Consider the following 20752-nt stretch of genomic DNA (forward strand, 5'->3'; position numbering starts at 1 on the left):
CGCTACGCCTGCTGCGCGAGCTGAGCCTCCGAGGTCGCCATGCGGTCGGCCGTGCGCAACGCCAGCGCCATGACGGTGAGCGCGGGGTTGGCGCTGAGGGCGCTCGGGAACGTGGAGTTGTCGGAGATCCAGAGGTTGGGGATCTCGTGGCTCCGCCCCCAGGGGTCGACGACGGAGTCGTCGGGGTCGGCGCCCATCCGGCACGTGCCGATGGTGTGCGCGGTGCGGTCGAGCACGCGGAGGTCGGAGCCCCCGGCAACCTCGAGGATGCGTGTCATGACGTCGACGGCGTGGGCCTTGATCGCCTCCTCGTTCGAGCCCGAGCTGAACGTGATCCGCGCCTTCGGCACACCGAGTTCGTCGACCTCGTCGGAGAGCACCAGAGCGTTCGAGTCCGACGGCAGGCACTCCCCGTTGATGCCGAGCCCCGCCATCCGCGGGTAGTCGCGCAGCGCCTCGACGAGCGCGGATCCCCACAGGCCGCCGCCGCGCGTGAGCGACGTGGCGAACGTCTGCGGCATGACGCCGAGGCTCTGGATGAGGTAGCCGCCCGCGAAGGAGGCGTCGTCGGGGCGCACGAAGTCCTCGGTGATGATCGCCGACGGATAGCCGCGGTGGCCGCGGACGTCGCCGTCGAACCGGGCCCACACCTGCGTGGCCCCGTGGGCGAGGAAGTGACGGCCGACGTGCCCGCTGCCGTTCGCTAGGCCGGTGTGCAGCAGCAGACGCGGCGTCTCCACCCCACCCGCGGCGAGTACGAGCCGGCGGCAGCGCTGGCGGTGGTCGCGCCCGTCCTGGCGGTACACCACGGCCTCGACCCGCCCGCGGGCGTCGACCTCGATCGAGTGCACGGTGCATCCGGGGCGGATCTCCGCGCCGTCGGCGACGGCCGCGGGGAGGTACGTGGTGTCCATCGAGGCCTTGGCGGTGTTGCGGCAGCCCTGGTGGCAGGCGCCGCAGTTGACGCAGGCCTGGCGCATCCCCCAGGAGGGCTGGTGCCGGTCGCGGGTGAGCACGGCCGCCGGGGCGTCGGTGGCCTCGATGCCCAGCTGCGCGCATCCGCGCACCATGATGTCGGCGGGCGCGTTGCGCAGGGCCGGCGGCTGCTCGTAGCGTCGCGAAGCATCCCACGGGTAGCGGGCAGGGCCCGAGACGCCGATCTCGTGCTCGACGCGCTGCACGTAGCCCGTCAGCTCGGCCGGGTCGACAGGCCAGTCGCGGCCGAGACCGGTCTCGGTGCGGAGTCGCAGGTCGCGCGCGTCGGGGCGCGGTGTGAAGGCGCCCCAGTGCAGGGTGGAGCCGCCGACCCCGCGCCCGGAGTTGTTGGGCCCGAACGCGGTCGGGTCGGATCCGGCGCTCAGGCGCTCGCCCATCCAGTTGATGTCGGCGGCCGCGAGGGTCTCCTCGGGAGCGTGGTCGTTCGGAGTGCGGTTCTCGCCCGCCTCGAGCGCGACGACCCGCATCCCGCGCGCGGCCAGCGACGCGAGGAGAGGGGCGCCGCCGGCCCCGGTGCCGACCACGACGACGTCGACGACGTCGTCCTCGCCGTGCGTCCGCATCCTGCTCAGGTCCACGACCTGTCCTCCCTGCTGATCATCTGACTGTCGCGGGCCGGAGCCGGGGCGGGGGCATGCGGCGACCCCTCCCAGGCCTCCCGCGTGCCCAGGGTCAGCCGCGTGAAGCCCTGCTTGCGCGGCCCGTCGCCGCCCGTCGCGAACCCGTCGAACCCGATCTCCGCCAGGGCCGCGGGATGCTGCAGCCAGGTGGTGGCCGCATCCGCGCAGAGGTCGGTGAACCAGAGCGAGAGCTGCGCCGCGCTGAGGCCGCCCGGCCTCGGCACGTAGTCGCCCTCCTGGAGCCGGGTGAGCAGCGCGTCCTGCTCCTCCGGGGAGCCGTGCGAACCGGGCGAGCCGGGCGAGCCGTCGAAGCCCGCGAGCTCGTCGAGTGCGAGCCGGTAGGCGGTGGCGTCGTCGGGGAGGTCGCCGTGGCGCCAGCCGTCGCCCGTGCCCTCGGCGAGCCGGGCGTCGAGACGGGAGGCGAGGTCGAGGCCGTCGAGGTCGACGGGCAGCACCCGAGCGAGGATCGAGCGGAGGGTCTGCAGCTGCGCCGCGGTGAGCGCCCGCGGCGGGGCCGCATGGTCGTCGGCGACGGAGCGCCCCGCGAAGGCGCCGCGCACGCGCGCGCCGGTGTGGTCGGAGGCGATCACCCGGGCCAGATGCTCCGGGACGAGCGGGGCGCGTGACGCCTCCCGCGCCCAGAACGAGCGGATGGCGTCGGCCACCGCGCCGGGTCGTTCGAGCATGAGCAGGTGGCCGGCTCCGGCGAGGGTCTCGACGGAGGCGCGCGGATACGTGGGGGCGACGAGATCGGGCTGCGCGGCGGCCCCGAGGTCGCTGTCCTGGTCGCCGGCCAGCACGAGGGCGGGCACGTCGAGCGCGCCGACGGCGTCCGACCAGTCCTCGCGGCTGCCGCGGAGGAGCCACGACTCCCAGGCCTCGGTCGAGCCGTCGAGCACGAGATCGACCGCCTCGTCGCGCTGCTCCGGCGTCCACGGCGCCCCGACGTTGTCCTCGACGAACGCGCGGGCATCCTCTCGACTGAGTCGGGGGCCGCTGAGCCAGGAGAGCATCCGCTCCCTCTGCCCGTCACCCATCGGCTCGGGGGTGACGGGAGAAGGGGCGAGCAGCACGACGCCGCGGAATCCGAACACGCTCGCCGAGCCGTCGAGCACCCGGGAGACCGCGACGGAGGCGACCTTTCCGCCCATGCTGTGCCCGAGCAGCAGCCACGGGCCCACCGTGTCCAACGCGATCCGCGTGAGCACCGCATCCGCCATCTCGCCGACCCCGGCGGCGCCGGACGAGGCGGCCGTGCCGAAGCCGGGGAGGTCGATCGCGAGGACACGGACATCGGGCTCGAGGAGGGCGGCGAGCTCGTCGAAGGCGTCGGCCGTCAGCCCGAGACCGTGCAGTGCGAAGACCGTCGGACGCGGAGCGGCCGGGCGATCTGACGGGGTCGGTCGGACGGAGTGGGACCCGCTCACGGCGCGTCGGGCGCTTCGAGGGCCTCGCAGAGGCGCTCGAGGGTGCGGATGACGGCGGCCGCTTCGGCCGGCCCGAGCGAGGAGGCGACATCCATCATGCCGGCATGCATCTGGCCGAGCCTGGCCTGCATCTCGGTGTCGGTCGCCCCGGTCGAGATGACGACCAGACCACGACGGTCGGACTCGTCGGGCTCGCGCTGGAGATGACCCGACCGTTCGAGGCGGTTGAGCAGGGCGGTCACGGACGCAGAGGAGAATCCGAGGCGGTCGGCGAGATCCTTCGGGGACAGGGTGCGTCCCGCGCTCCGCGCGGCGATGATCATCCGGAGCGCGTGGAGGTCGCTCGGGTTCATCCCCATCGCCTCCTGCAGGCGGCGACGCATGGCCTGCTCCGACTCGCGGTAGTCCTCCAACGCCTTCACCAGCAGCTCCGCCGGCGTCGAGGTGCTCGTCGAGGTCCGGGCGGCGACGCGCTCCGGCGCCATCTGGACCAGGGTCAGGCCGCCTGTGCGTCGTCGAGCGTGCTCGCGTCGGCGAAAGGGTGCCAGTCGCGGACGTAGTCGACCGCATCCGCGGGGACGAGGAGCTCGAGCGGAGGAAGCTGGATCGGGGCCATGGGGTGCTCCTTTGAGAAGGGTCAATATCGCTCGATTGCCGAGTCATTAGACAATCTAGGTAGTTCCTGCGATTTCCGCTACTGCTCTCGATCGCGGTCCTAGGGTGAGCGCGTGACGACCTCCCCGCACCGCACCCGCTGGCTGTTCGCCGGCCAGCTCGGGCCGATCTTCGACGACGGCGGCCCGATCATGCTGGTGGAGGCGCGGTCCGTCTTCGGCCGTCGTCCGATGCACCGGGCCAAGGCCCATCTCCTGCTCTCGGCGATGCGCCATCGGGCGGCCGAGCTCGGCGACCGCGTCGAGTACCACCGGGTGGAGCGGTACGGCGAGGCGGTCGACGGCCGAGACGATCTCGAGGTCATCGATCCCACGTCGTACTCCGCCCGCCGCTTCGTGCGTCGCCGCCCGATGACCGTGCTCCCCAGCCGCGGATTCGTCACCTCCGAGGAGGACTTCCGGGCCTGGGCCGACTCGCGCGGCGGGCGGCGTCTGCTCATGGAGGACTTCTACCGCGTCGTCCGCGAGCGGACGGGGCTGCTCATGCGGGGCGACCAGCCCGAGGGCGGTCGTTGGAACCTCGACCACGACAACCGGCAGCCTCCGCCGAAGGGTGCAGCCCGCCTGGGGCTGCCCGACCCGTGGTGGCCGGAGGAGGACGAGATCGACGAGGAGGTGCGCGCCGACCTCGACCGCTGGCACGCCGACGGTGCGGTGCGCCTGGTCGGCGACGACGGTCCGCGGCGCTTCGCCGCCACCGCAGCCGAGGCCGAGCGGGCCCTCGACGACTTCCTCGAGTCGCGGCTGGGTGACTTCGGTCCGTTCGAGGATGCGATGCTCGACGGCGATTGGACGATGGCCCACTCCCTGCTCAGCCCCGCCCTGAACCTCGGGCTGCTCGATCCGCGCGACGTGGTCGAGCGGGTCGCAGCGGAGTACCACGCTGGACGGGCGCCCCTGGCGAGCACGGAGGGCTTCGTCCGGCAGATCGCCGGATGGCGCGACTACGTCTGGCACCTCTACTGGTACCTGGGCGAGGGGTATCGCACCTCGCACAACGCGCTCGACGCCCGTCGCCCGCTGCCGGCCGTGTTCCGCGAGCTCGACGCCTCGTCGATCGAGTCGCGTTGCCTGAGCGAGACGATCGAGGGGATGCGCCGCCACGGCTGGGCGCACCACATCCAGCGGCTCATGGTGCTCGGCAACTGGGCCCTGCAGCATGGCTACGACCCCGTGGCGCTCAACGACTGGTTCGTCGACATGTTCGTCGACGGCACCCCCTGGGTGATGCCCGCGAACGTCATCGGGATGTCGCAGCACGCCGACGGCGGGATCGTCGCCACGAAGCCCTACGCGGCGGGTGGCGCCTACATCGACCGGATGTCGGACTACTGCGGATCCTGCCGCTTCAACCCGAAGGTGCGGCTGGGTGACGACGCCTGCCCCTTCACCGCCGGGTACTGGGCGTTCCTCGATCGTGTCGAGCCGCGCATCCGTGGCAACCACCGGATGGCGCAGCCGCTCGCCGGACTGCGGCGGCTCGCCGATCGGGAGGCTGTCGTCGCTCAGGAGGCCCGTCGTGACCGCTGGTGAGGTTGCCCGGATGCGCGTCAGGACGGGCCAGTCCGACCCCTTCAGAAACTATTCCGACTTTTTCGTGACGTTTCTCCGTGGAGGAGCGTCCTACTTGCAGAGCGGCGAACACGACGCTCCCGGACCGCACCACCCGATGCGCCGTCCGGACACCGCGTATCAGGGAGAGGAACCCACTCATGGCTGACGAGACCACCACCACCCCCGTCGAGAAGACGACGAAGGCCCCGACTGTTCCGGCCTCGCGCGTCGACCGCTCGGTCCCGACGTCGCGGGTCACGACCGAGGACACCGCCGGCGGCAAGACCACCATCGCCGACGGCGTGGTCGCCAAGGTCGCAGGCATCGCCGCCCGCGAGGTGTCCGGCGTGTACGCGCTCGGCGGCGGCGGAGCCCGCGCCTTCGGCGCGATCCGCGACGCGATCAACGCCACCGACCTCGGTCAGGGTGTGAAGGTCGAGGTGGGCGAGACCCAGGCCGCCGCCGACATCACCATCGTCGTGGAGTACCCGGCGCCCATCCAGGAGGTCGCCTCGAACGTGCGTCACGCCGTCGCCGGTGCGATCACCCGTCTCGTCGGCCTCGAGGTCGTCGAGGTGAACGTGGACGTCAACGACGTCCACATCCCGGGTGACGACAACGACGACCAGACCGAGTCGCGCGTCGCATGAGCGCCACCGCCACTGGCGCCCTGATGGGCGCGGTCCTGGCCGCCGCAGCGCTGCTGTTCGGGTTCTGGGGATTCCTCCTCGTGGCCCTGTTCATGGCGATCGGCGCGGTCGTGGCCCGGGTGGCGACCGGTCAGCTCGACCTTCGCGCCCTGGCCGGCGTGTTCACCGGGAGGCGGACCTCCTGATGAGCACCCTGACCGCCCCCGGCGGCCCGCTCTCCTCGGCTCCGAGGGGAAGCCTGGCCGCCGGGGCCCGCATCGACGACCCCGCGGCCCCCGCCGTGGCCGGTCGCATCGAGGTCCGTGATCGAGTGATCGAGAAGGTCGTCCACGAGGCGGCCGCCGCGACCATCGGGGTCGACCGCGGCGCTGTGAAGGTCGCCGTGACCGACTGGCGCGGAGGCTATGCCCTCCGCGTCCAGACCCCGCTGCCGATCCCCGACCTCGACGACACCGAGGCCATCCGCGCCGGAGCCACCGTGCTCGACCGGGTCGCCGACATCCAGCAGAGGCTGCAGGAGCAGCTCGTCCGGGTCACCGGGCGCGACATCACCAGGGTCGCCGTCGTCGTCACCGGCGCGACCATCCCGAAGAGAAGGAGGGTGCGATGACCACCACGGACCCGGTCCTCGGCCGCGTCGTGCGTCGCGAGACGCACTCCCCGCGCACGGTGGCGACCGCGATCGTGCTGATCGTGATCGTGCTCGGACTCGCCTACCTCGGCGTCGAGATCGTGCTGCGGCTGCTGTCGCTGCCCCCGCTCCTCGTCGGCCCCGGCGACGGGCTCGAGTGGCTCGCCGCCCTGCCGACCGCGCAGCCCGCGGCGGCGATCATCGCCGGCTCGATCCTGGTCGCGCTGATCGGCCTCGTGCTGGTGATCCTCGCGCTCAGCGCGGGTCGCCTGCCCAAGCACCGGATGGGCGACGAGGCGGTGGTCGTCGACAACGGCGTCATCGCCCAGGCTCTGGCGCAGCATGTCAGCGACGAGCTGTCGCTGGGACGCGAGAACGTCACCGTGGGTGTCGCCCACCGTGCGGCCGACATCTCGGTCAGGCCTCAGCCCGGCCTCACCGTCGACCCCGCGGCCGTCCGAGCGGTCGCCGAGGAGGAGCTGTCCGGCTACCGACTCACGCCGGCGCTGCGTGTCCGCATCCGCATCGAGAAGCCCGCCCAGAAGGAGCCGCTGTCATGAACTCGACGAACCGCGGCCTGAACCGCGCGATCCTGCTCATCGTCGGCCTCGTGCTGCTGGCCGCCGGGGCCGCAGCCACCACGGCCGTCCTGTGGCCGGCCTTCGGCCAGGCCTGGACGACGACGGTCGGCGGGGCCATCGGCTGGGCCCGCGACTCCGACGCGGCGAGCCCGCTGTTCGGCGGGACCACGCTGAGCTGGCTGATCGTGGCCGTGCTGGCGGCTCTTCTGGTGCTCGTCGTGCTCGCGATCGCCGTGCTCGCCCACCTGGGCGGGCGCCGCACCCGGACCGTGCTGCGGGCGACGGGATCCGAGAGCCCGCTCGGCCCGGTCACCGTGCAGGAGTCGTTCGCCTCGGACGCGATCAGGAACACCCTGAGCGCTCACGAGGAGATCCTCTCCAGCAGCGTGTCGGCGAACGAGGTGAAGGGGCAGCCCGTGCTGCACGTCTCGGTCACGCCCCGGCAGAACACGTCGCCGCGCGCGGTCGCCGATCTGCTGGCCCGGCTCACCGCCAACCTCGGCACCCTCACGGGGCAGGACATCCGCACCTACATCTCGATCCACACCGGACTCCGCGCCCGCCTCGCGACGGACGCCCGCCGGGTGGACTGAGACCCCACAGACTCGAAATCCGACCGAAGACCCACCACCGAAACACGAAGGAGAGACACCATGGGACTGGACGACAAGATCCGCAACGCTGCCGAGGACATCGCCGGAAAGGCGAAGGAGGGCATCGGCAAGGTGACCGGCAACGAGCGCCTCGAGGCGGAGGGCAAGGCCGACCAGGTCAAGGCCGACGCCAAGAAGGCCGGCGAGAACGTCAAGGACGCCTTCAAGGAGTAGTCGACTCCTGACACCCGAGGACCCCGGGCCGCCCCACGGCGCCCGGGGTCCTCTGTGTGTCCGCGTCACGATTCGTCTGCAGTCCGATCTGTTCTCCTGACACCGTCACGCACCGTGGCGGTAGGCCAGCCGCCGCTCGGAGCACCGGGTGAAACGCAGGCTGAAAAACGGTCGGGATCCCCCACAGGGTCTCACCCCGCCCCACAGAGTGGGCGTTCGAGAGCCTCAGGGGGATCCCGGGGGAGTGCTGAGGAGTGAAGATGCCGTCTCGATCCGGACAAACCCGTACGTCTCGAATGCTGTCGAGCCTCGTGGCCGTCGCTGCGTTGACAGCCGGGGGAGTCGCGGCGGCCGCCCCTGCGAACGCCGCCGGCGAGTCTCTGAACGTGATCGTCCAGCAGATCGATGGCACGCCCGCCTTCGATGCGCTCGATGCGGATGCGTCGAACGGGCTCGTCCGCACCAACGACAACGTCACCTACCACGTGAGCGTGCAGAGCCAGGGCGGGGCGCAGACGGCGCCCACCCTCGTCTTCGACCTGCCCCAGGGGCAAGAGCTGACGTCGATGCCGAACTACTGCCTCGCCGGCTCCAGCGTCGTGCCGGCGAGCCTCGGCACCCTCACTCCTCCGATCACCCCCACGAGCTGGCAGTCCTACCCTGTCCAGACCGTCACCTGCGTCCTGGCGGACAGGCCGTCGAACCCGACGACGATCGACTACGACTTCACTGCGAAGGTGCGGCCGGAGGTCCCGGACGGCACCGTCATGACGCCCTTCGACACGACCGCCACCTCGACCGCGGTCAGCGATGGAACGACGATCTCCGACACCTCCAACCAGGTGCAGGTCGAAGTGGTCTCCCAGGCGGACTACGACCTGTCCAAGAACGGCACGAGCAACGCCGATGACAGCTCGGGCCGAGTGGACATCCAGACCACGACCTGCACGAATCCCGCCTACACCGCGGCCGGCTATGTGGGCTGCCAGACGATGCTGTTCCCGATCCTGATCTCGGTCCAGGGTGGCGGCAAGGGCAACACCCTCCTCGGCTCCGACATCACCTTCACGGAGGACATCACACCCGACGTGTTCTGGGGTGCCGGTACCACCGCCAAGCCCGGCTGGGATTCGACCCTCGCCCCCACCATCCTGGGCTGCGGCGCGGTCACGGGCCTGGAGAACGGTGCTTCGTTCTACCCCTACGGGGCGATCTCCGGCCATGCGGACACGAACTCCGTCAGGGACTCGGGCACCATCAGCTGTGACGAGGGAGCGACCGGCGTCACCACCGTGACGATCAGCGGGGCGGACACCTCTGCGGTCACGTACCCTTCGACGAATGGCACCGGCAATGTCACGATGCCCGCGGACAAGGCCTACGTGGTGTCGGGCTGGATCACGATCGAGTACCCGGTCGCCGCGATCAGCGCGATCGGCATCCCCTCACCGAATTCGACCACCGGCTCGTTCCAGCTGCCGTACTACGACACGTTCTCCGACCTCACCGCCGACGACCTCAACGGCGACCCCATCCCCGCCGAGGAGAACCTCGACAACAACGTCCGCCACGGCACCGCGTTCGTGGAGACGGAGGGCGCGTTCGGGAAGTTCTTCGAGGGCGAGCCCGGCAACACCGCCAACGCAGGCGGCCCTGGCTACGCCTCCGGCAGCTTCGCCGGTCCTCCCGGATCGTCCGCGCTCCGCGATGGCAACGGGATCGTGCAGCCGGGCGGCAAGGTCCTCAGCGGCCTCTCCGAGGGCATGGTGAGTCCGCCGGGATTCGGATCGGGCACCCAGATCACCTGCGACACCTGGGACAACACCAAGCTGTCCCTCACGGCCGCGCAATGGCGGGGCATCCAGGCGGGGACCACCTCGCCGGCGGCTCCCTTCCCGACGACCGGGTTCTGGCAGCAGTACCCCTCGAACGGCGCCGCGGTGTGGATGACCTACGCCTCCAGCCCGACGCTGCCGAACTACACCGTGGAGTACAACAATGGCGCCCCTGGCACCACGAGCGTCAACGACTGCCTCGACGGCGGAGCCGGGTGGGTCACCGATCCGGCCCTGGTGCCCGGGAACGACCCGGCTCTCGCAGCGACGGGTGTCTACACCGCCGTCTCGCAGGTCCGGATCATCACCGACGTCGTCAAGTCCTCGATCGGTGAGGACCTGCGACTGAGCACGGCCTTCAGCATCGGCTTCACCGTCCGATCGGATGTGCAGACCGGCGACATCATCGGCAACTGGGGCAGCACCAAGCAGGTACTCGGCGACACTCTGACCCCGCCAAGCCCGGCCGAAGCGTTCGCGCAGCCCGCGAGCTACGAACTCGAGTCCAGCTACGGCCCCGAGTTCCACACGGGTCGCGCCGGCGACCGCCTCCGAGTGCAGGCCGTCACCGCCCGAGTGGTGAAGGATGTGTGGGACCCGTCGACCTCGACTTGGGCGACCTCGACCGTGCCGATCTACGCCGCCGGAGTCAACGCGGACTACCGACTGCGTCCCAGCCTGACGGCCGGGGTGACCACCGGCGCGATGGCCGACACCGTCGTCGAGGACTGCCTCCCCGCGAACCAGTCGTTCGTGTCCTCCTCACTCGAGGGCGGGGGACCGATCACTCCCGCGGTCATCTCCACCGACGCCAACCCACCGGGCGCCAACGTCAGCTGCGCCACGGGACAGACGTATGTGCGCTGGGAGCTCGGCGAGCTGACGATCAACACCCCCATCCCGGCCATCCTCTACACGGTCGCGATCTCAGGCACGGCACCGAACGGCATCCTGACGAACATGGCCACCATCACCGCCGAGGGTGACACCTCCACGCTCGCGGAGCGCTCCTCTACGGTGAACATCCAGATCCAGACCCCGACGGGGATCAAGCTCGACAAGACCGTGGTGAACCCGCTCATCGAGGTGAACCCGGCCGGTGCGACGAACCCGCGACCGCTGGGCTGGACGGTCCAGTTCGCGGCGATCGACACCTCCGGGGTCTCGAACGTCGACATCATCGACGTCCTGCCCGCCAACGGACTGAACGGCACCTCGTTCACCGGGACCCTCGCCTTCGACAGCGGGACCGTGACCGCCTCCAGCGGCACCGCGGCACTGCTCTACACCTCGAAGCCCGCCGCGAGCCTCAGCTCCGACCCCGACGCCGCCACCAACGGCGCCGGCGGCGTGACGGTATGGTGTGACGCGCCGTCCGGTGGTTCGGTGGTCAGCGGCGCCGGGACCTCGGCGGACTGCCCGACCGGGGCGTCGACCGTGACCGGCCTGCGCGTGCAGCGAGCCGGAGCGTTCACGGCAGGCTCCACCATCGACATCGCCGTGCGGATGATCCCTCTCGGAAACACGGAGGGTGACGTCTACAACAACTCCGCTCAAGCGGATGCGCAGGGCGTCCTCCAGGGCGTCGGCCCGGTGCAGCGCGCCATCACCGCCATCGCCTCCGAGATCGGGGACCTGGTCTGGAACGACTTGAACTCCAACGGCATCCAGGATGCCGGTGAACCCGGCGTCGCCGGCGTGCCGGTCAGCCTGTCCGGGACCGACGCGGACGGCAACACCATCACCGCATCGACCACCACCGACGCCAACGGCGCCTACACGTTCGGGAACCTGCCCTCCGGGACCTACGTCGTGACCTTCGACCCTGCGTGGGTGGCGAGCCACAACTACGGCTTCACTCTCAAGGGCCAGGGCACCGACACCCAGATCGACTCGAACGCCGACCAGACCACCGGAGCGTCCGACCCGATCGCCCTGGGTGTGAACGAGTCCCGTTTCGACATCGACGCAGGTCTCGTGCAGTTGCTGGGCGGACTGGTGATCGTGAAGGACATCGCCGGAGCGGGCGCCTCGCAGGCGACCGGGCCGTTTGAGTTCACCGTCGGCTGCACCTACCTCGGGCGCACCGTCTACCAGGGCCAGGTCTCGCTCGAGCGCGCCGGCGACGAGACCACGCTCACCAGTGACCGGATCGACGGCATCCCCATCGGTGCGTCCTGCACGATCACCGAGACCGGGACCGGCGGGGCAGACACCGCCCCGCCAGCCGTGACCGTCCTCATCACGGTCAACGGCGACGACAACACCGTCACCGCCGGGTTCGTGAACGAGTTCTCCGCCGGGACGATCAGCGTCGCGAAGATCCTCACCGGGACCGACGCCGACAGCGACACGGTCAAGGCCAAGGTCTTCACCGTGCAGGTGACCTGCCAGATCGAGGTCGACGGACTCGAGGAGCCCGCCACCGTGTTCTCCGGCATCGCCACGGTGCGAGGCGGAGAGACGGTGACCGCGACGGACGCCACCGGCGCGACGATCCTACTGCCGCTCGGCTCGGTCTGCTTCGGCACCGAGACCGACACCGGCGGCGCCGACAGGGCGGTCGTCGACCACGCCACGTTCGACACCGGCGCCACGGTCGGAGCTGGAACACCGGACGACCTGCAGGCCCTGACGATCACCGCCACCAACACCTTCGACAAGAAGGCCGCCGCACCGGCAACCTCGGGACCGCTCGCCTCGACGGGCCTCAACGTCGCCGGGGTCCTCGCCGTCGTCGCGGTCCCGTTCCTGCTGGGAGGAATGATCCTGGTGATCGTCCGCCGCCGAGCCAGGAGGGCGTAGCCCTCGATCCTCGGGGGGCCGGCCTGGAGGCGCGTGGCCGGTCCCTCCTCAGGGGCACCGTCGGCGGGGGCCTCCGATCAGGGGCGCACCACGAGGACGACCTTGCCGGGACCGTGAGGCTCAGCGTGAGCAGCGGCTGCCTCCTCGAGGGGGAGGGTCGCGGCGATAAGGGGACGCAGGCGTCCCGCCTCGACGAGATCGACCAGCGCGTTCAGCCCCAGTCGGTCCGACTCGACGAACAGGCCGGCGACGCGGACGCCGCGCTCGGCGCCCACCCGGACGGTGTCGCCAAGCGTCTGCGGCAGCGTCGAGAGCAGGATGCCGCCGGCCTTCACCACGCCCATCGCATCCGTCGCGTACCGTCCCACCGTGTCGAAGACGATGTCGAGCTCGCGGAGACCACCGAGGACGTCGTCGCCGCGATAGTCGAGCGCCGCGTGCGCTCCGAGCCCCACTACGAGGTCGAGGTTCTCCGCAGAGGCGAGGCCGACGATCTCCGCGCCCGCGGCGGCGGCGATCTGCACGGCGAGGTGGCCGACGCCGCCGGATGCGCCCGTGATCAGCACTCGATCGCCGGATGCCACGCGGGCGGTCTCGGCGAGGGCCTGCCAGGCGGTCAGTCCCGCAAGGGGGAGGGCGGCCGCCTCGATGTGCGAGAGACTCGCCGGCTTCGGGACGAGCGCCCGGGTCGGAGCGACGACGTACTCCGCGTAAGCGCCACTGCCGGAGGGGAACGGCAGCAGGCCGAAGACCTCGTCGCCCGGGCGATACAGCGTGACGCCCGGGCCGACGGCGTCGACCACGCCCGAGACGTCCCACCCGAGAGTGAAGGGCGGCACGCCGCTGAAGGTCCCGGTCCTGCGGTTCATCTCATCGGCGGGGTTCACCCCGGCGGCGTGAACCCGCACCAGCACGTGACCGAGCGACGGCCTCGGTCGCTCGACCTCGGCGAGATGGAGCACCTCCGGTCCGCCGAGCTCGTCCTGGACGATGGCGCGCATGGTCTCTGTCATGGGATCGACGCTAGGCGGCGCCTCCCCGCCGGGCCACGACCGGAATGTCATCTCCCGATGGGATCTCGCCATCCGATGCGATCGGCGCGAAAGCGGTGGAAGCTGGCCTCTTCGTCCCTTCAACGGGGTCTGCGCTCTGCGTAGCGTGCCCACCATGTCGCCCAAAGAGATCGTCGCCCACGCGACGGACCGTCTGTTCAACCTGAAGGACCTCAGTGCCGTCGACGAGCTGTTCGGCCCGGTCTACATCCAGCATTCCGCCCTCGCGCCCGACGGCACGCAGGGCCTGCGGGGGCTGGTATCGGGGCTGTCGGCCGACAGCCGCTACGATCTCGTCCGCATCCTGAGCGACGGGGACCTCGTGGTGGCACAGGGTGTGTTCCACGGATTCGCGCCGGTCCCGCTCCTCGGCTTCGACGTCTGGCGCGTCGAGGGCGATCGTGTGGTCGAGCACTGGGATGCCCTGGGCCCGCTGGCCGGAGTCGCACCGAACGGGCACACCCCGCTCGACGGGCCTCGCGAACCGAGCTCGCGTGACGACACCGATCAGAGTCGGAGCATCGTCGAGAGCGTCGCGGGCGGCGTTTTGCTCGGCGTCTCGGACGGCTCTGCCCCGCTGCCTGTCGCGTCGGACTACGTGGACCACGATCCTCACGGTCTGGATGGCCGGGCTGAGTTCGAGCGCCGGGTCTCGAACGGCGAGCTCCGCCGCCGGGTCCTCCACCAGGTGATCGCCGAGGGCGACCTGGTCTACACGCGCTCGGAGGGCGGCTCGGAGGAGGCGCCGGTGATCGCGAACGATCTCTGGCGTGTGGCGAACGGCGCCATCGCCGAGCACTGGGCTCTCGTCGTCCCCGTGCCGCCCCGGCTCCCCCACGGGAACGGTGCCTTCTGACGAGTCGGATCGGCGGCTGATGTATCGCGGAGCGATACGATCGTGCCATGCCCGCTCACGACTCCGCCGCATCCACCGGCCACCATGTCGTCGTGCTCGCGCAGGACGGGGTGTACCCGTTCGAGCTCGGCATCCCCTCCCGCCTGTTCGGTGCGGCGGAGTCCGGCTACCGGGTGACGGTGTGCTCTCCGGCAGGGACGCCGATCTCGACGAACGCGGGATTCGACGTGGTGCCCTCCGCCGGGCCGGAGGCGCTCGAGAGCGCGGACACCGTGATCGTCGCGCCTGTCGATCCCCACTGGCTCCGGCCGTCGCTCAGCGAGGAGCTCGTCGACGCGGTGTCCCGCATCCGGCCGGGGGCTCGGGTGGCGTCCATCTGCACGGGCGGCTTCACCCTGGCTGCGGCGGGGATGCTCGACGGCAGGCGCGCGACGACTCACTGGCAGTGCGAACCGGTGTTCCGGTCGTGGTTCCCCGATGTCGACCTCGACGACAACGTGCTCTTCGTCGACGAGGGCGACCTCCTCACCTCCGCGGGGGCGGCCGCCGGGATCGACCTGTGCCTGCACCTCATCCGCCTCGATCACGGCGTCGATGTGGCCGCCCGGGCCGCCCGTCGCTGCGTGGTCGCCCCGCACAGGGAGGGTGGGCAGGCGCAGTTCGTCGACAGGCCCATCCCGGTGACGGGCGACGCGTCCACCGCGGCGACCCGTGAGTGGGCTCTGGCGCGGCTCGACGAGAACCTGACCATCGCCCGCCTGGCGCGGCACGCCCACATGAGCGAAAGGACGTTCGTGCGCCGCTTCCGTGAGGAGACGGGCCTGCCGCCGCGCCGTTGGCTCACCCGCCAACGGCTCGACCTCGCGCGCCGGATGCTCGAGACCACCGACCTGGGGATCGACGCGATCGCCGTCAGCGTCGGCTACGCGACCGCCACCTCGCTGCGCAACCATCTCGCCGACGCGCTCGGGGTCTCGCCTCTGACCTACCGCCGCACCTTCCACCCGGTGCCGGGGGCGGCCGCAGCGCGCCGGGAGCCGGAGCCCGTCACGACGTGAGACGCCGACGGTCGCGCCAGGCGCCCGTCGACCAGAGCGCGAGCCAGACGAGCGCGGGCTGACCGGGCAGGCGGGCCAGGCGCTTCGCATCCGTATCGAGGCCGAAGGCGTCGCGGCGCTCGACGTACTGGGCGATGTTGCCGGGGAAGATCGCGACGAAGAAGCTCGCCACGATCCACCCCACGGGGATGCGCTGCCGTCCGAGCAGCAGGAGCGCGCTGCCGAGGGCGATCTCGACGATGCCGCTCAGCACGACGACGAGGTCGACGGGCAGCGGCAGCCACGGCGGCACCTGGGCGCGGAAGTCCTTCCGCGCGAACGTCAGGTGCGAGGTGCCGGCGAAGACGAGGATGCCGCCGAGGCCGAGGCGGGCCAGGGTGCGCTTCGTATCGGTGGGAGGGGCGGGTTCCAGCAGGTGCTTCAGCGGCAGCGGCATGGGCTCAGAACTCCTCGTACTCGGCTGGGTCCTGGCCTGCGGCGCGGCCGTCGGGACGGCCCAGGGCGGTGATCTCGGCCACCTCGTCGGCGGTGAGCAGGTCGGCACGGGGCACCTCGAGGTTGCCCCGCTGGCGCTCCGGGCTCGACGACTTCGGCAGCGGCAGCGTGCCGAGTGCGAGATGCCACGAGAGGATGGCGTGGCCGGGCTCGATGCCGTGGTCGGCGGCGATCCGGGCGATCACGGGGTCGCCCAGGAGGTCGGTCTTCCGGCCGAGCGGGCTCCAGGCCTCGGTGACGATGCCGTGCTCGGCGTGGTACGCCCGCTGCTCCTCCTGCGGGAAGTAGGGGTGCAGCTCGATCTGGTTGACCACGGGCGTCACGCCCGTCTCGGCGACCAGGCGGTCGAGGTGCTCCGGCAGGAAGTTGCTCACGCCGATCGCCTTCACCAGACCGCGCTCGCGCGCCTCGATGAGGGCCCGCCACGCCTCGACGTACTTGCCCACCTTGGGGTTCGGCCAGTGGATGAGGTAGAGGTCGATCGACTCGAGGCCTGTGCGGTAGACGCTCTCCTCGACGATCTCGAGCGCCTTGTCGTACTCGTGATGGCGGCCCGGCAGCTTCGACGCCACCACGACCTGGTCGCGGGGGATCCCGCTGGCACGGATCGCGGTGCCCACCGTGCCCTCGTTCTCGTAGTTGAAGGCCGAGTCGAGCATCCGGTAGCCGACGTCGAGGGCGTCGGAGAGGATGCGCAGGCCGGTCGAGCCGCGGAGCGGGTAGGTGCCGAAGCCGATGCGGGGCAGGACGAGGCCGCCCTCGATCGGATGCCCGCCTGCGGTGGGTTCTGTCGTCTCGGCGGGGGCGGGGCTGGGGGTGTCGTTCTCGGTCATCGAGATCAAGGGAACACCATCGGGGCCCGGCTGGCTACGCTGGGTTCATGTACGGGACGGACAACGGGCACCTCTTCGCGGCTTTCGTGACCACCTACCTCGTGATCTTCGGGTTCGCCATCCTGCTCGGGATCGCCGCTTACGTCGTCAACGGGTTCGCCTTCATGTCGCTGTACCGCAAGGTCGGCGTGAAGCCCTGGATCGCGTGGGTGCCGTACTACAACACGTGGGTGTGGCTGAAGCTCGGGGGTCAGCCGGGGTGGCTCGCGCTGCTGCCGCTCGTGGGCGCATCCATCGTCACGCTCGTCTTCAACGCCTTCGGGATGGTGCGCACCCAGATCGCGTTCCGCCGCGAGTCCGCGTTCGTGGTGCTCGGGATCTTCCTGCCGTTCGTGTGGGCCTTCATGCTCGGCGCCCGCGACTCCGTGTACGAGCCCTGGCGCATCACCGCTGCGGGCTACCCGCCGCCCGGCGTCGGCTACGGCTCCGTCGTCCCCGACTACGCCACCATCCCCGAGGCCCTCCCCGTCTACCCCGCCACGCCCGCCTGAGCCCTCGAGCGCACCACTTCGTGCCCCTCGAGTGCTCACGATCTGCGCTATCTCCGTGGGGATGGGTACGGAAGTGAGCAGTGGATCGCGCCGCACGCGCCTGCGGCGACCTACGTCAGGGCGGCGACGGCGCGCTCCACGACCTCGGCGGGGGTCCCGGCGACGTCGATGCGCACGCCTCGCTCTGCGGGGCCGAGCGGTTCGAGGGTGGCGAGCTGCGAGGTGAGCAGGGCCGCGGGCATGAAGTGGCCGCGGCGGGCGCCGAGGCGCGCCGCGAGAAGCTCGGGCGACGCGTCGAGTTCGAGGAACACGGCGTCGGGCGCGGCGGCCCGCAGCCGGTCGCGGTACGCCACTCTGAGTGCCGAGCAGGCCACCACGATCCCGCCCTCGCGGCGCGCGATCGCGGCGCCGACGAGGTCGAGCCAGGGCCAGCGGTCGAGGTCGTCGAGGGGGATCCCCGCCGCCATCTTCGCGACGTTCGCGGCCGGATGCAGGTCGTCCGCATCCACGAACGCGTAGCCGAGGCGGGCAGCCAGCGCGGCGCCGACGAGCGACTTCCCCGCGCCCGAGACGCCCATCACGACGATGGCGGTGGGCAGGGCGGCGAGTCCGGTCACGCCATCGACGCTACCCCGCCCGCCCGGACCCTCCACGCCGCCGAGTCGCGGGAATCCGCCCTCCGTTGGCGCCAGGAGGGGCCGTTTCTCGCGGCTCGGCGGGAAGCCGACGCCCGCGAGTGCCGCGGGAGTGCTGCGCTCGTGAGGGCGCGCGTGGCCCGTTCGCTGCGTCGAGTTGCGGGAAGTGGCCCGTTCGTGGGCGGGGAAGGGGCGGGTTCTCGCGGCTCGGCGGACAGCCGACGCTCGTGAGTGCCCCGGGAGCGCGGTGCTGGTAGGGGCGCGCGTGGCCCGTTCGCTGCGTCGAGTTGCGGGACGAGGCCCCTTCGTGGGCGGGGAAGGGGCGGGTTCTCGCAACTCGGCGGAAGTGGCACTCGTGAGGGCGCGCGGCTCCTCGATGGAGGTGCGACGACGGCGGCGCGGCGGCGCGGGGGCGGACCCGAGGTGGGGGACGGGGGCGGGCCCCGGTAGCGTGGAGGAGTGGCGAGGATCCTGATCACGGGGGCGACCGGGTTCATCGGGTCGTACACCGTGCGGGCGGCGCGGGCGCGGGGGCACGAGGTGATCGCGGTGAGCCGCCACGACTACCGGCCCGAGGCCCTGCAGGTGATCGGCGGAGACCCGCCCGAGCTGATCCGCGTCGACGGTCACGACACCGCCACCCTCGAGGCGCTCATCCGCGAGCGTCGCCCGGCGGTGGTCGTCCACCTCGACGCCTACGTGAACCCGGTGGCCCTGCGCGAGGATCCGCTGCGCGCCGTCGAGCTCAACGTGCAGCCCACGCTCGCGCTGCTCGACCTCTGCCGACGGTACAGCGTGCGCCGCTTCGTGCTCGCGTCGACGGTGGCCGTGCTCCCCTCGGTGAGGTACGAGCCGATCGACGCCGCGCATCCGATCGTGACGCCCCGCGAGGGATCGGCGGGCGGCTTCTACGGCGTCTCGAAGGCGGTCTCCGAGGTGCTCGCGCTGGGCTACGCGGATGCGTTCCCGCTCGATGTGCGGATCGTGCGGCCGAGCGCGGTGTACGGCTTCGGGATGCAGTGGCCCATCGGAGTGAAGCCTGTGGTCGAGGGGATCTGCGAGGGCCGCGAGGTGGAGATCGCGACGGCCGGTCCGAAGCGCGACTTCACTCCCGTGCAGGACGTGGCCGAGGTGTTCGCCGCGGCGGTGGACTGCGCCGACGACTGCGACCGCGTCTTCTTCGCCGGCACCGGCCGCCCGCTCACGACGCCCGCGGAGTACGCGGACATCGTGAGGGAGACCTTCCCCCACGCCCGCGTGCGCACGGTGGATGCCGACTCCGACCCGGCGGGCGTGGAGAGCCGCTACCGCGGGCTCGTCGACATGGCGCCGGTGCGCGAGCAGCTCGGCGTTGAGCCCGCCTTCGCGACGCTCGGCGAGGGGCTCGCGCGATACGCGGAGGACTACCTGTGCTTCAGGAGCTGAGCGCTCCCCGGAACGTGCGGAGCGCGGCGGCGAGCTCGGGGTGGGTCACCGCGTAGTCGTCCAGGTCGGCACCCTCGAGGGCGGCATCCCAGGCCTGGCGGATGCTCGCCACGCCCGCGGCGACGCCATCGGGGTGCGCCATGATCCCGCCACCGCAGACGTACATGAGGTCGGCGGTGCCGATCGCGGCGTACGTGTCGGCCGCCTGATCCGCCGACTGGGCCGACGAGAACACCGGCATCGCGGCCGGACCGCCGTTCATCGGCTGGAGCACGGCCCGCGCGGAGGCGATCACCGACTCGTCGGGCTCCCAGAACTTGTTGCGCAGGCCGTTCACGTGGAGGTGGTCGGCGCCGGCGAGACGCCAGAGCTGCTGCCACACCCGGTACGAGTAGCCGAGCTGGGGGAACCGGGTGAGGGCCCCCCATCCGTTGCGGTGGGCGTGGATGGGGAGCGAGCTGTGCAGCCGCAGGTCGCGGAGCCCGGCGATCCCCACCGCGTTGACGCTCACCATGATGCAGTTGCCGCCGCGTTCGGCGACGAGGTCGGCGCGGCGCCGCATGTCGTCGATCTCGCCGCTGACGTTGACGGCGTAGAGAGGCCGGCGGCCGGTCTGCTCGGCGGCGCGGTCGAGGCTGCGGAGCACCGCGTCGAGCCGCTCCTCGAAGGGCGAGTGCGGCGAGTCGGCCATGAGCTCGTCGTCCTTGATGAAGTCGAGGCCGGCGCGGGCCAGCTCCTCGGCGAGCGCCCCGGTCTGGGCGGGGGTGAGCCCGACGCTGGGCTTCACGATCGTGCCCACGATCGGCCCGGTGGGCACCCCGGCGATCTCACGGGTGCCCTCGACGCCGAACTGCGACCCCGGATGCGCGTCCCCGAACTCCGCGGGGAGCTCGAGATCGATGAGGCGGATGCCGGACAGCTGCTGCAGCTCGAACAGGTTGCCGGCCACCGTCGCCAGCAGGTTCGGCAGCGCCGTGCCGACGTTCTCGAGGGGGAACGAGAGCACGACCTCGCCCCGCTCCACCGGCCCCGGCCCCCGCGATCCCGACAGCGAGGCGTCGACACCGCTCTCCTGCAGCTCCACCGACTCGACGTGCGCGGCGTGGCGGCGATGCAGCTCGGGGGTCTCGCCCGGCAGCGCGATGAAGGTGCCGGTGGACTGCTCGCCGGCCATCGAGGCGGCGGCGCGCTCGAGCCCCACCGGGGTCTCGACGAGGTAGCGGGCGCGGATGCGGTCAGCGGTCATG

20 protein-coding genes are annotated in these 20752 nt (G+C 71.4%); 12 read left to right on the forward strand and 8 right to left on the reverse strand.

Annotated elements, in window-relative coordinates; translation table 11 throughout:
* Window positions 1-2 precede the first annotated feature (2 nt).
* The 3 genes from ACFJGV_RS13880 to ACFJGV_RS13890 are packed head-to-tail and all read right to left on the reverse strand — an operon-like array spanning window position 3 to window position 3528.
* On the reverse strand, window positions 3-1574 hold the full coding sequence (locus ACFJGV_RS13880) for a GMC family oxidoreductase (protein ID WP_378144574.1): 1572 nt from the start codon (window positions 1572-1574) through the stop codon (window positions 3-5).
* Window positions 1565-3043 (reverse strand): alpha/beta fold hydrolase, encoded by a 1479-nt coding sequence (locus tag ACFJGV_RS13885; protein WP_378144575.1) that lies wholly within the window; start codon window positions 3041-3043, stop codon window positions 1565-1567. Before ACFJGV_RS13885 ends, ACFJGV_RS13880 begins: the two co-directional genes overlap by 10 nt.
* Window positions 3040-3528 (reverse strand): MarR family winged helix-turn-helix transcriptional regulator, encoded by a 489-nt coding sequence (locus tag ACFJGV_RS13890; RefSeq protein WP_378144576.1) that lies wholly within the window; start codon window positions 3526-3528, stop codon window positions 3040-3042. Before ACFJGV_RS13890 ends, ACFJGV_RS13885 begins: the two co-directional genes overlap by 4 nt.
* Before the next feature lie 243 nt (window positions 3529-3771).
* On the opposite strand from ACFJGV_RS13890, the gene ACFJGV_RS13895 reads away from it, so the two are divergent.
* From ACFJGV_RS13895 to ACFJGV_RS13930, 8 genes are all read left to right on the forward strand, one after another.
* Entirely contained in the window at window positions 3772-5250 is a 1479-nt protein-coding gene (locus ACFJGV_RS13895) for a cryptochrome/photolyase family protein (protein ID WP_378144577.1), read from the forward strand.
* A gap of 179 nt (window positions 5251-5429) precedes the next feature.
* Entirely contained in the window at window positions 5430-5921 is a 492-nt protein-coding gene (locus ACFJGV_RS13900; protein ID WP_378144578.1) for an Asp23/Gls24 family envelope stress response protein, read from the forward strand.
* Window positions 5918-6106, forward strand: a complete 189-nt coding sequence (locus ACFJGV_RS13905) for a hypothetical protein (RefSeq protein ID WP_378144579.1) — start codon at window positions 5918-5920, stop codon at window positions 6104-6106. Before ACFJGV_RS13900 ends, ACFJGV_RS13905 begins: the two co-directional genes overlap by 4 nt.
* Complete coding sequence (locus tag ACFJGV_RS13910; protein ID WP_378144580.1) at window positions 6106-6531, forward strand: NTP pyrophosphohydrolase; 426 nt, start codon at window positions 6106-6108, stop codon at window positions 6529-6531. The genes ACFJGV_RS13905 and ACFJGV_RS13910 overlap by 1 nt, the downstream gene beginning before the upstream one ends.
* On the forward strand, window positions 6528-7112 hold the full coding sequence (locus ACFJGV_RS13915; RefSeq protein ID WP_378144581.1) for a DNA/RNA endonuclease G: 585 nt from the start codon (window positions 6528-6530) through the stop codon (window positions 7110-7112). The genes ACFJGV_RS13910 and ACFJGV_RS13915 overlap by 4 nt, the downstream gene beginning before the upstream one ends.
* Complete coding sequence (locus ACFJGV_RS13920; protein WP_378144582.1) at window positions 7109-7726, forward strand: hypothetical protein; 618 nt, start codon at window positions 7109-7111, stop codon at window positions 7724-7726. The genes ACFJGV_RS13915 and ACFJGV_RS13920 overlap by 4 nt, the downstream gene beginning before the upstream one ends.
* 60 nt (window positions 7727-7786) lie before the next feature.
* Window positions 7787-7960: a CsbD family protein gene (locus tag ACFJGV_RS13925; protein ID WP_085017918.1), complete on the forward strand. Its 174-nt coding sequence runs from the start codon at window positions 7787-7789 to the stop codon at window positions 7958-7960.
* 386 nt (window positions 7961-8346) lie between these two features.
* Entirely contained in the window at window positions 8347-12600 is a 4254-nt protein-coding gene (locus tag ACFJGV_RS13930) for an SdrD B-like domain-containing protein (protein ID WP_378144583.1), read from the forward strand.
* A 77-nt stretch (window positions 12601-12677) separates the two neighbouring features.
* Here the strand turns inward: ACFJGV_RS13930 and ACFJGV_RS13935 are convergent, their stop codons facing one another.
* Window positions 12678-13613: an NADP-dependent oxidoreductase gene (locus ACFJGV_RS13935; protein WP_378144584.1), complete on the reverse strand. Its 936-nt coding sequence runs from the start codon at window positions 13611-13613 to the stop codon at window positions 12678-12680.
* Between the two features lie 154 nt (window positions 13614-13767).
* Here ACFJGV_RS13935 and ACFJGV_RS13940 point away from each other — a divergent pair, with 154 nt between their 5' ends.
* Together ACFJGV_RS13940 and ACFJGV_RS13945 are read left to right on the forward strand one after the other, a co-directional pair.
* A complete protein-coding gene (locus ACFJGV_RS13940; RefSeq protein ID WP_378144585.1) occupies window positions 13768-14508 on the forward strand; it encodes a nuclear transport factor 2 family protein in 741 nt (246 codons plus the stop codon).
* Between the two features lie 47 nt (window positions 14509-14555).
* On the forward strand, window positions 14556-15566 hold the full coding sequence (locus tag ACFJGV_RS13945; RefSeq protein ID WP_378144586.1) for a GlxA family transcriptional regulator: 1011 nt from the start codon (window positions 14556-14558) through the stop codon (window positions 15564-15566).
* Here the strand turns inward: ACFJGV_RS13945 and ACFJGV_RS13950 are convergent.
* Together ACFJGV_RS13950 and ACFJGV_RS13955 are read right to left on the reverse strand one after the other, a co-directional pair.
* Window positions 15556-16002, reverse strand: a complete 447-nt coding sequence (locus ACFJGV_RS13950; RefSeq protein WP_378144587.1) for a hypothetical protein — start codon at window positions 16000-16002, stop codon at window positions 15556-15558. The two genes, ACFJGV_RS13945 and ACFJGV_RS13950, sit on opposite strands and share 11 nt — an antisense overlap.
* A gap of 4 nt (window positions 16003-16006) precedes the next feature.
* Complete coding sequence (locus ACFJGV_RS13955; RefSeq protein ID WP_378144588.1) at window positions 16007-16894, reverse strand: aldo/keto reductase; 888 nt, start codon at window positions 16892-16894, stop codon at window positions 16007-16009.
* Between the two features lie 47 nt (window positions 16895-16941).
* Between ACFJGV_RS13955 and ACFJGV_RS13960 the strand changes: the two genes are divergently transcribed.
* Window positions 16942-17445: a DUF5684 domain-containing protein gene (locus ACFJGV_RS13960; RefSeq protein WP_378144589.1), complete on the forward strand. Its 504-nt coding sequence runs from the start codon at window positions 16942-16944 to the stop codon at window positions 17443-17445.
* A 110-nt stretch (window positions 17446-17555) separates the two neighbouring features.
* Here the strand turns inward: ACFJGV_RS13960 and ACFJGV_RS13965 are convergent, their stop codons facing one another.
* Entirely contained in the window at window positions 17556-18062 is a 507-nt protein-coding gene (locus ACFJGV_RS13965) for a gluconokinase (protein WP_378144590.1), read from the reverse strand.
* A 477-nt stretch (window positions 18063-18539) separates the two neighbouring features.
* Between ACFJGV_RS13965 and ACFJGV_RS13970 the strand changes: the two genes are divergently transcribed.
* Window positions 18540-19505 (forward strand): NAD-dependent epimerase/dehydratase family protein, encoded by a 966-nt coding sequence (locus tag ACFJGV_RS13970; protein ID WP_378144591.1) that lies wholly within the window; start codon window positions 18540-18542, stop codon window positions 19503-19505.
* Here the strand turns inward: ACFJGV_RS13970 and ACFJGV_RS13975 are convergent.
* Complete coding sequence (locus ACFJGV_RS13975) at window positions 19495-20751, reverse strand: ribulose-bisphosphate carboxylase large subunit family protein (RefSeq protein ID WP_378144592.1); 1257 nt, start codon at window positions 20749-20751, stop codon at window positions 19495-19497. The genes ACFJGV_RS13970 and ACFJGV_RS13975 overlap by 11 nt on opposite strands.
* Window position 20752: the final 1 nt, after the last annotated feature.

Origin of the sequence: Cnuibacter sp. UC19_7 (genome assembly GCF_042699995.1) — a bacterium.
Classification (GTDB): domain Bacteria; phylum Actinomycetota; class Actinomycetes; order Actinomycetales; family Microbacteriaceae; genus Cnuibacter.

What these genes read in the sequence shown, in the direction of transcription:
- ACFJGV_RS13935 (WP_378144584.1), bottom strand. Translation starts at nt 13,613, where the DNA reads ATGACAGAGACCATGCGCGCCATCGTCCAGGACGAGCTCGGCGGACCG.
- ACFJGV_RS13920 (WP_378144582.1), top strand. Translation starts at nt 7,109, where the DNA reads ATGAACTCGACGAACCGCGGCCTGAACCGCGCGATCCTGCTCATCGTC.
- ACFJGV_RS13950 (WP_378144587.1), bottom strand. Translation starts at nt 16,002, where the DNA reads ATGCCGCTGCCGCTGAAGCACCTGCTGGAACCCGCCCCTCCCACCGAT.
- ACFJGV_RS13940 (WP_378144585.1), top strand. Translation starts at nt 13,768, where the DNA reads ATGTCGCCCAAAGAGATCGTCGCCCACGCGACGGACCGTCTGTTCAAC.
- ACFJGV_RS13975 (WP_378144592.1), bottom strand. Translation starts at nt 20,751, where the DNA reads ATGACCGCTGACCGCATCCGCGCCCGCTACCTCGTCGAGACCCCGGTG.
- ACFJGV_RS13925 (WP_085017918.1), top strand. Translation starts at nt 7,787, where the DNA reads ATGGGACTGGACGACAAGATCCGCAACGCTGCCGAGGACATCGCCGGA.
- ACFJGV_RS13890 (WP_378144576.1), bottom strand. Translation starts at nt 3,528, where the DNA reads ATGGCGCCGGAGCGCGTCGCCGCCCGGACCTCGACGAGCACCTCGACG.
- ACFJGV_RS13915 (WP_378144581.1), top strand. Translation starts at nt 6,528, where the DNA reads ATGACCACCACGGACCCGGTCCTCGGCCGCGTCGTGCGTCGCGAGACG.
- ACFJGV_RS13900 (WP_378144578.1), top strand. Translation starts at nt 5,430, where the DNA reads ATGGCTGACGAGACCACCACCACCCCCGTCGAGAAGACGACGAAGGCC.
- ACFJGV_RS13955 (WP_378144588.1), bottom strand. Translation starts at nt 16,894, where the DNA reads ATGACCGAGAACGACACCCCCAGCCCCGCCCCCGCCGAGACGACAGAA.
- ACFJGV_RS13910 (WP_378144580.1), top strand. Translation starts at nt 6,106, where the DNA reads ATGAGCACCCTGACCGCCCCCGGCGGCCCGCTCTCCTCGGCTCCGAGG.
- ACFJGV_RS13960 (WP_378144589.1), top strand. Translation starts at nt 16,942, where the DNA reads ATGTACGGGACGGACAACGGGCACCTCTTCGCGGCTTTCGTGACCACC.
- ACFJGV_RS13945 (WP_378144586.1), top strand. Translation starts at nt 14,556, where the DNA reads ATGCCCGCTCACGACTCCGCCGCATCCACCGGCCACCATGTCGTCGTG.
- ACFJGV_RS13905 (WP_378144579.1), top strand. Translation starts at nt 5,918, where the DNA reads ATGAGCGCCACCGCCACTGGCGCCCTGATGGGCGCGGTCCTGGCCGCC.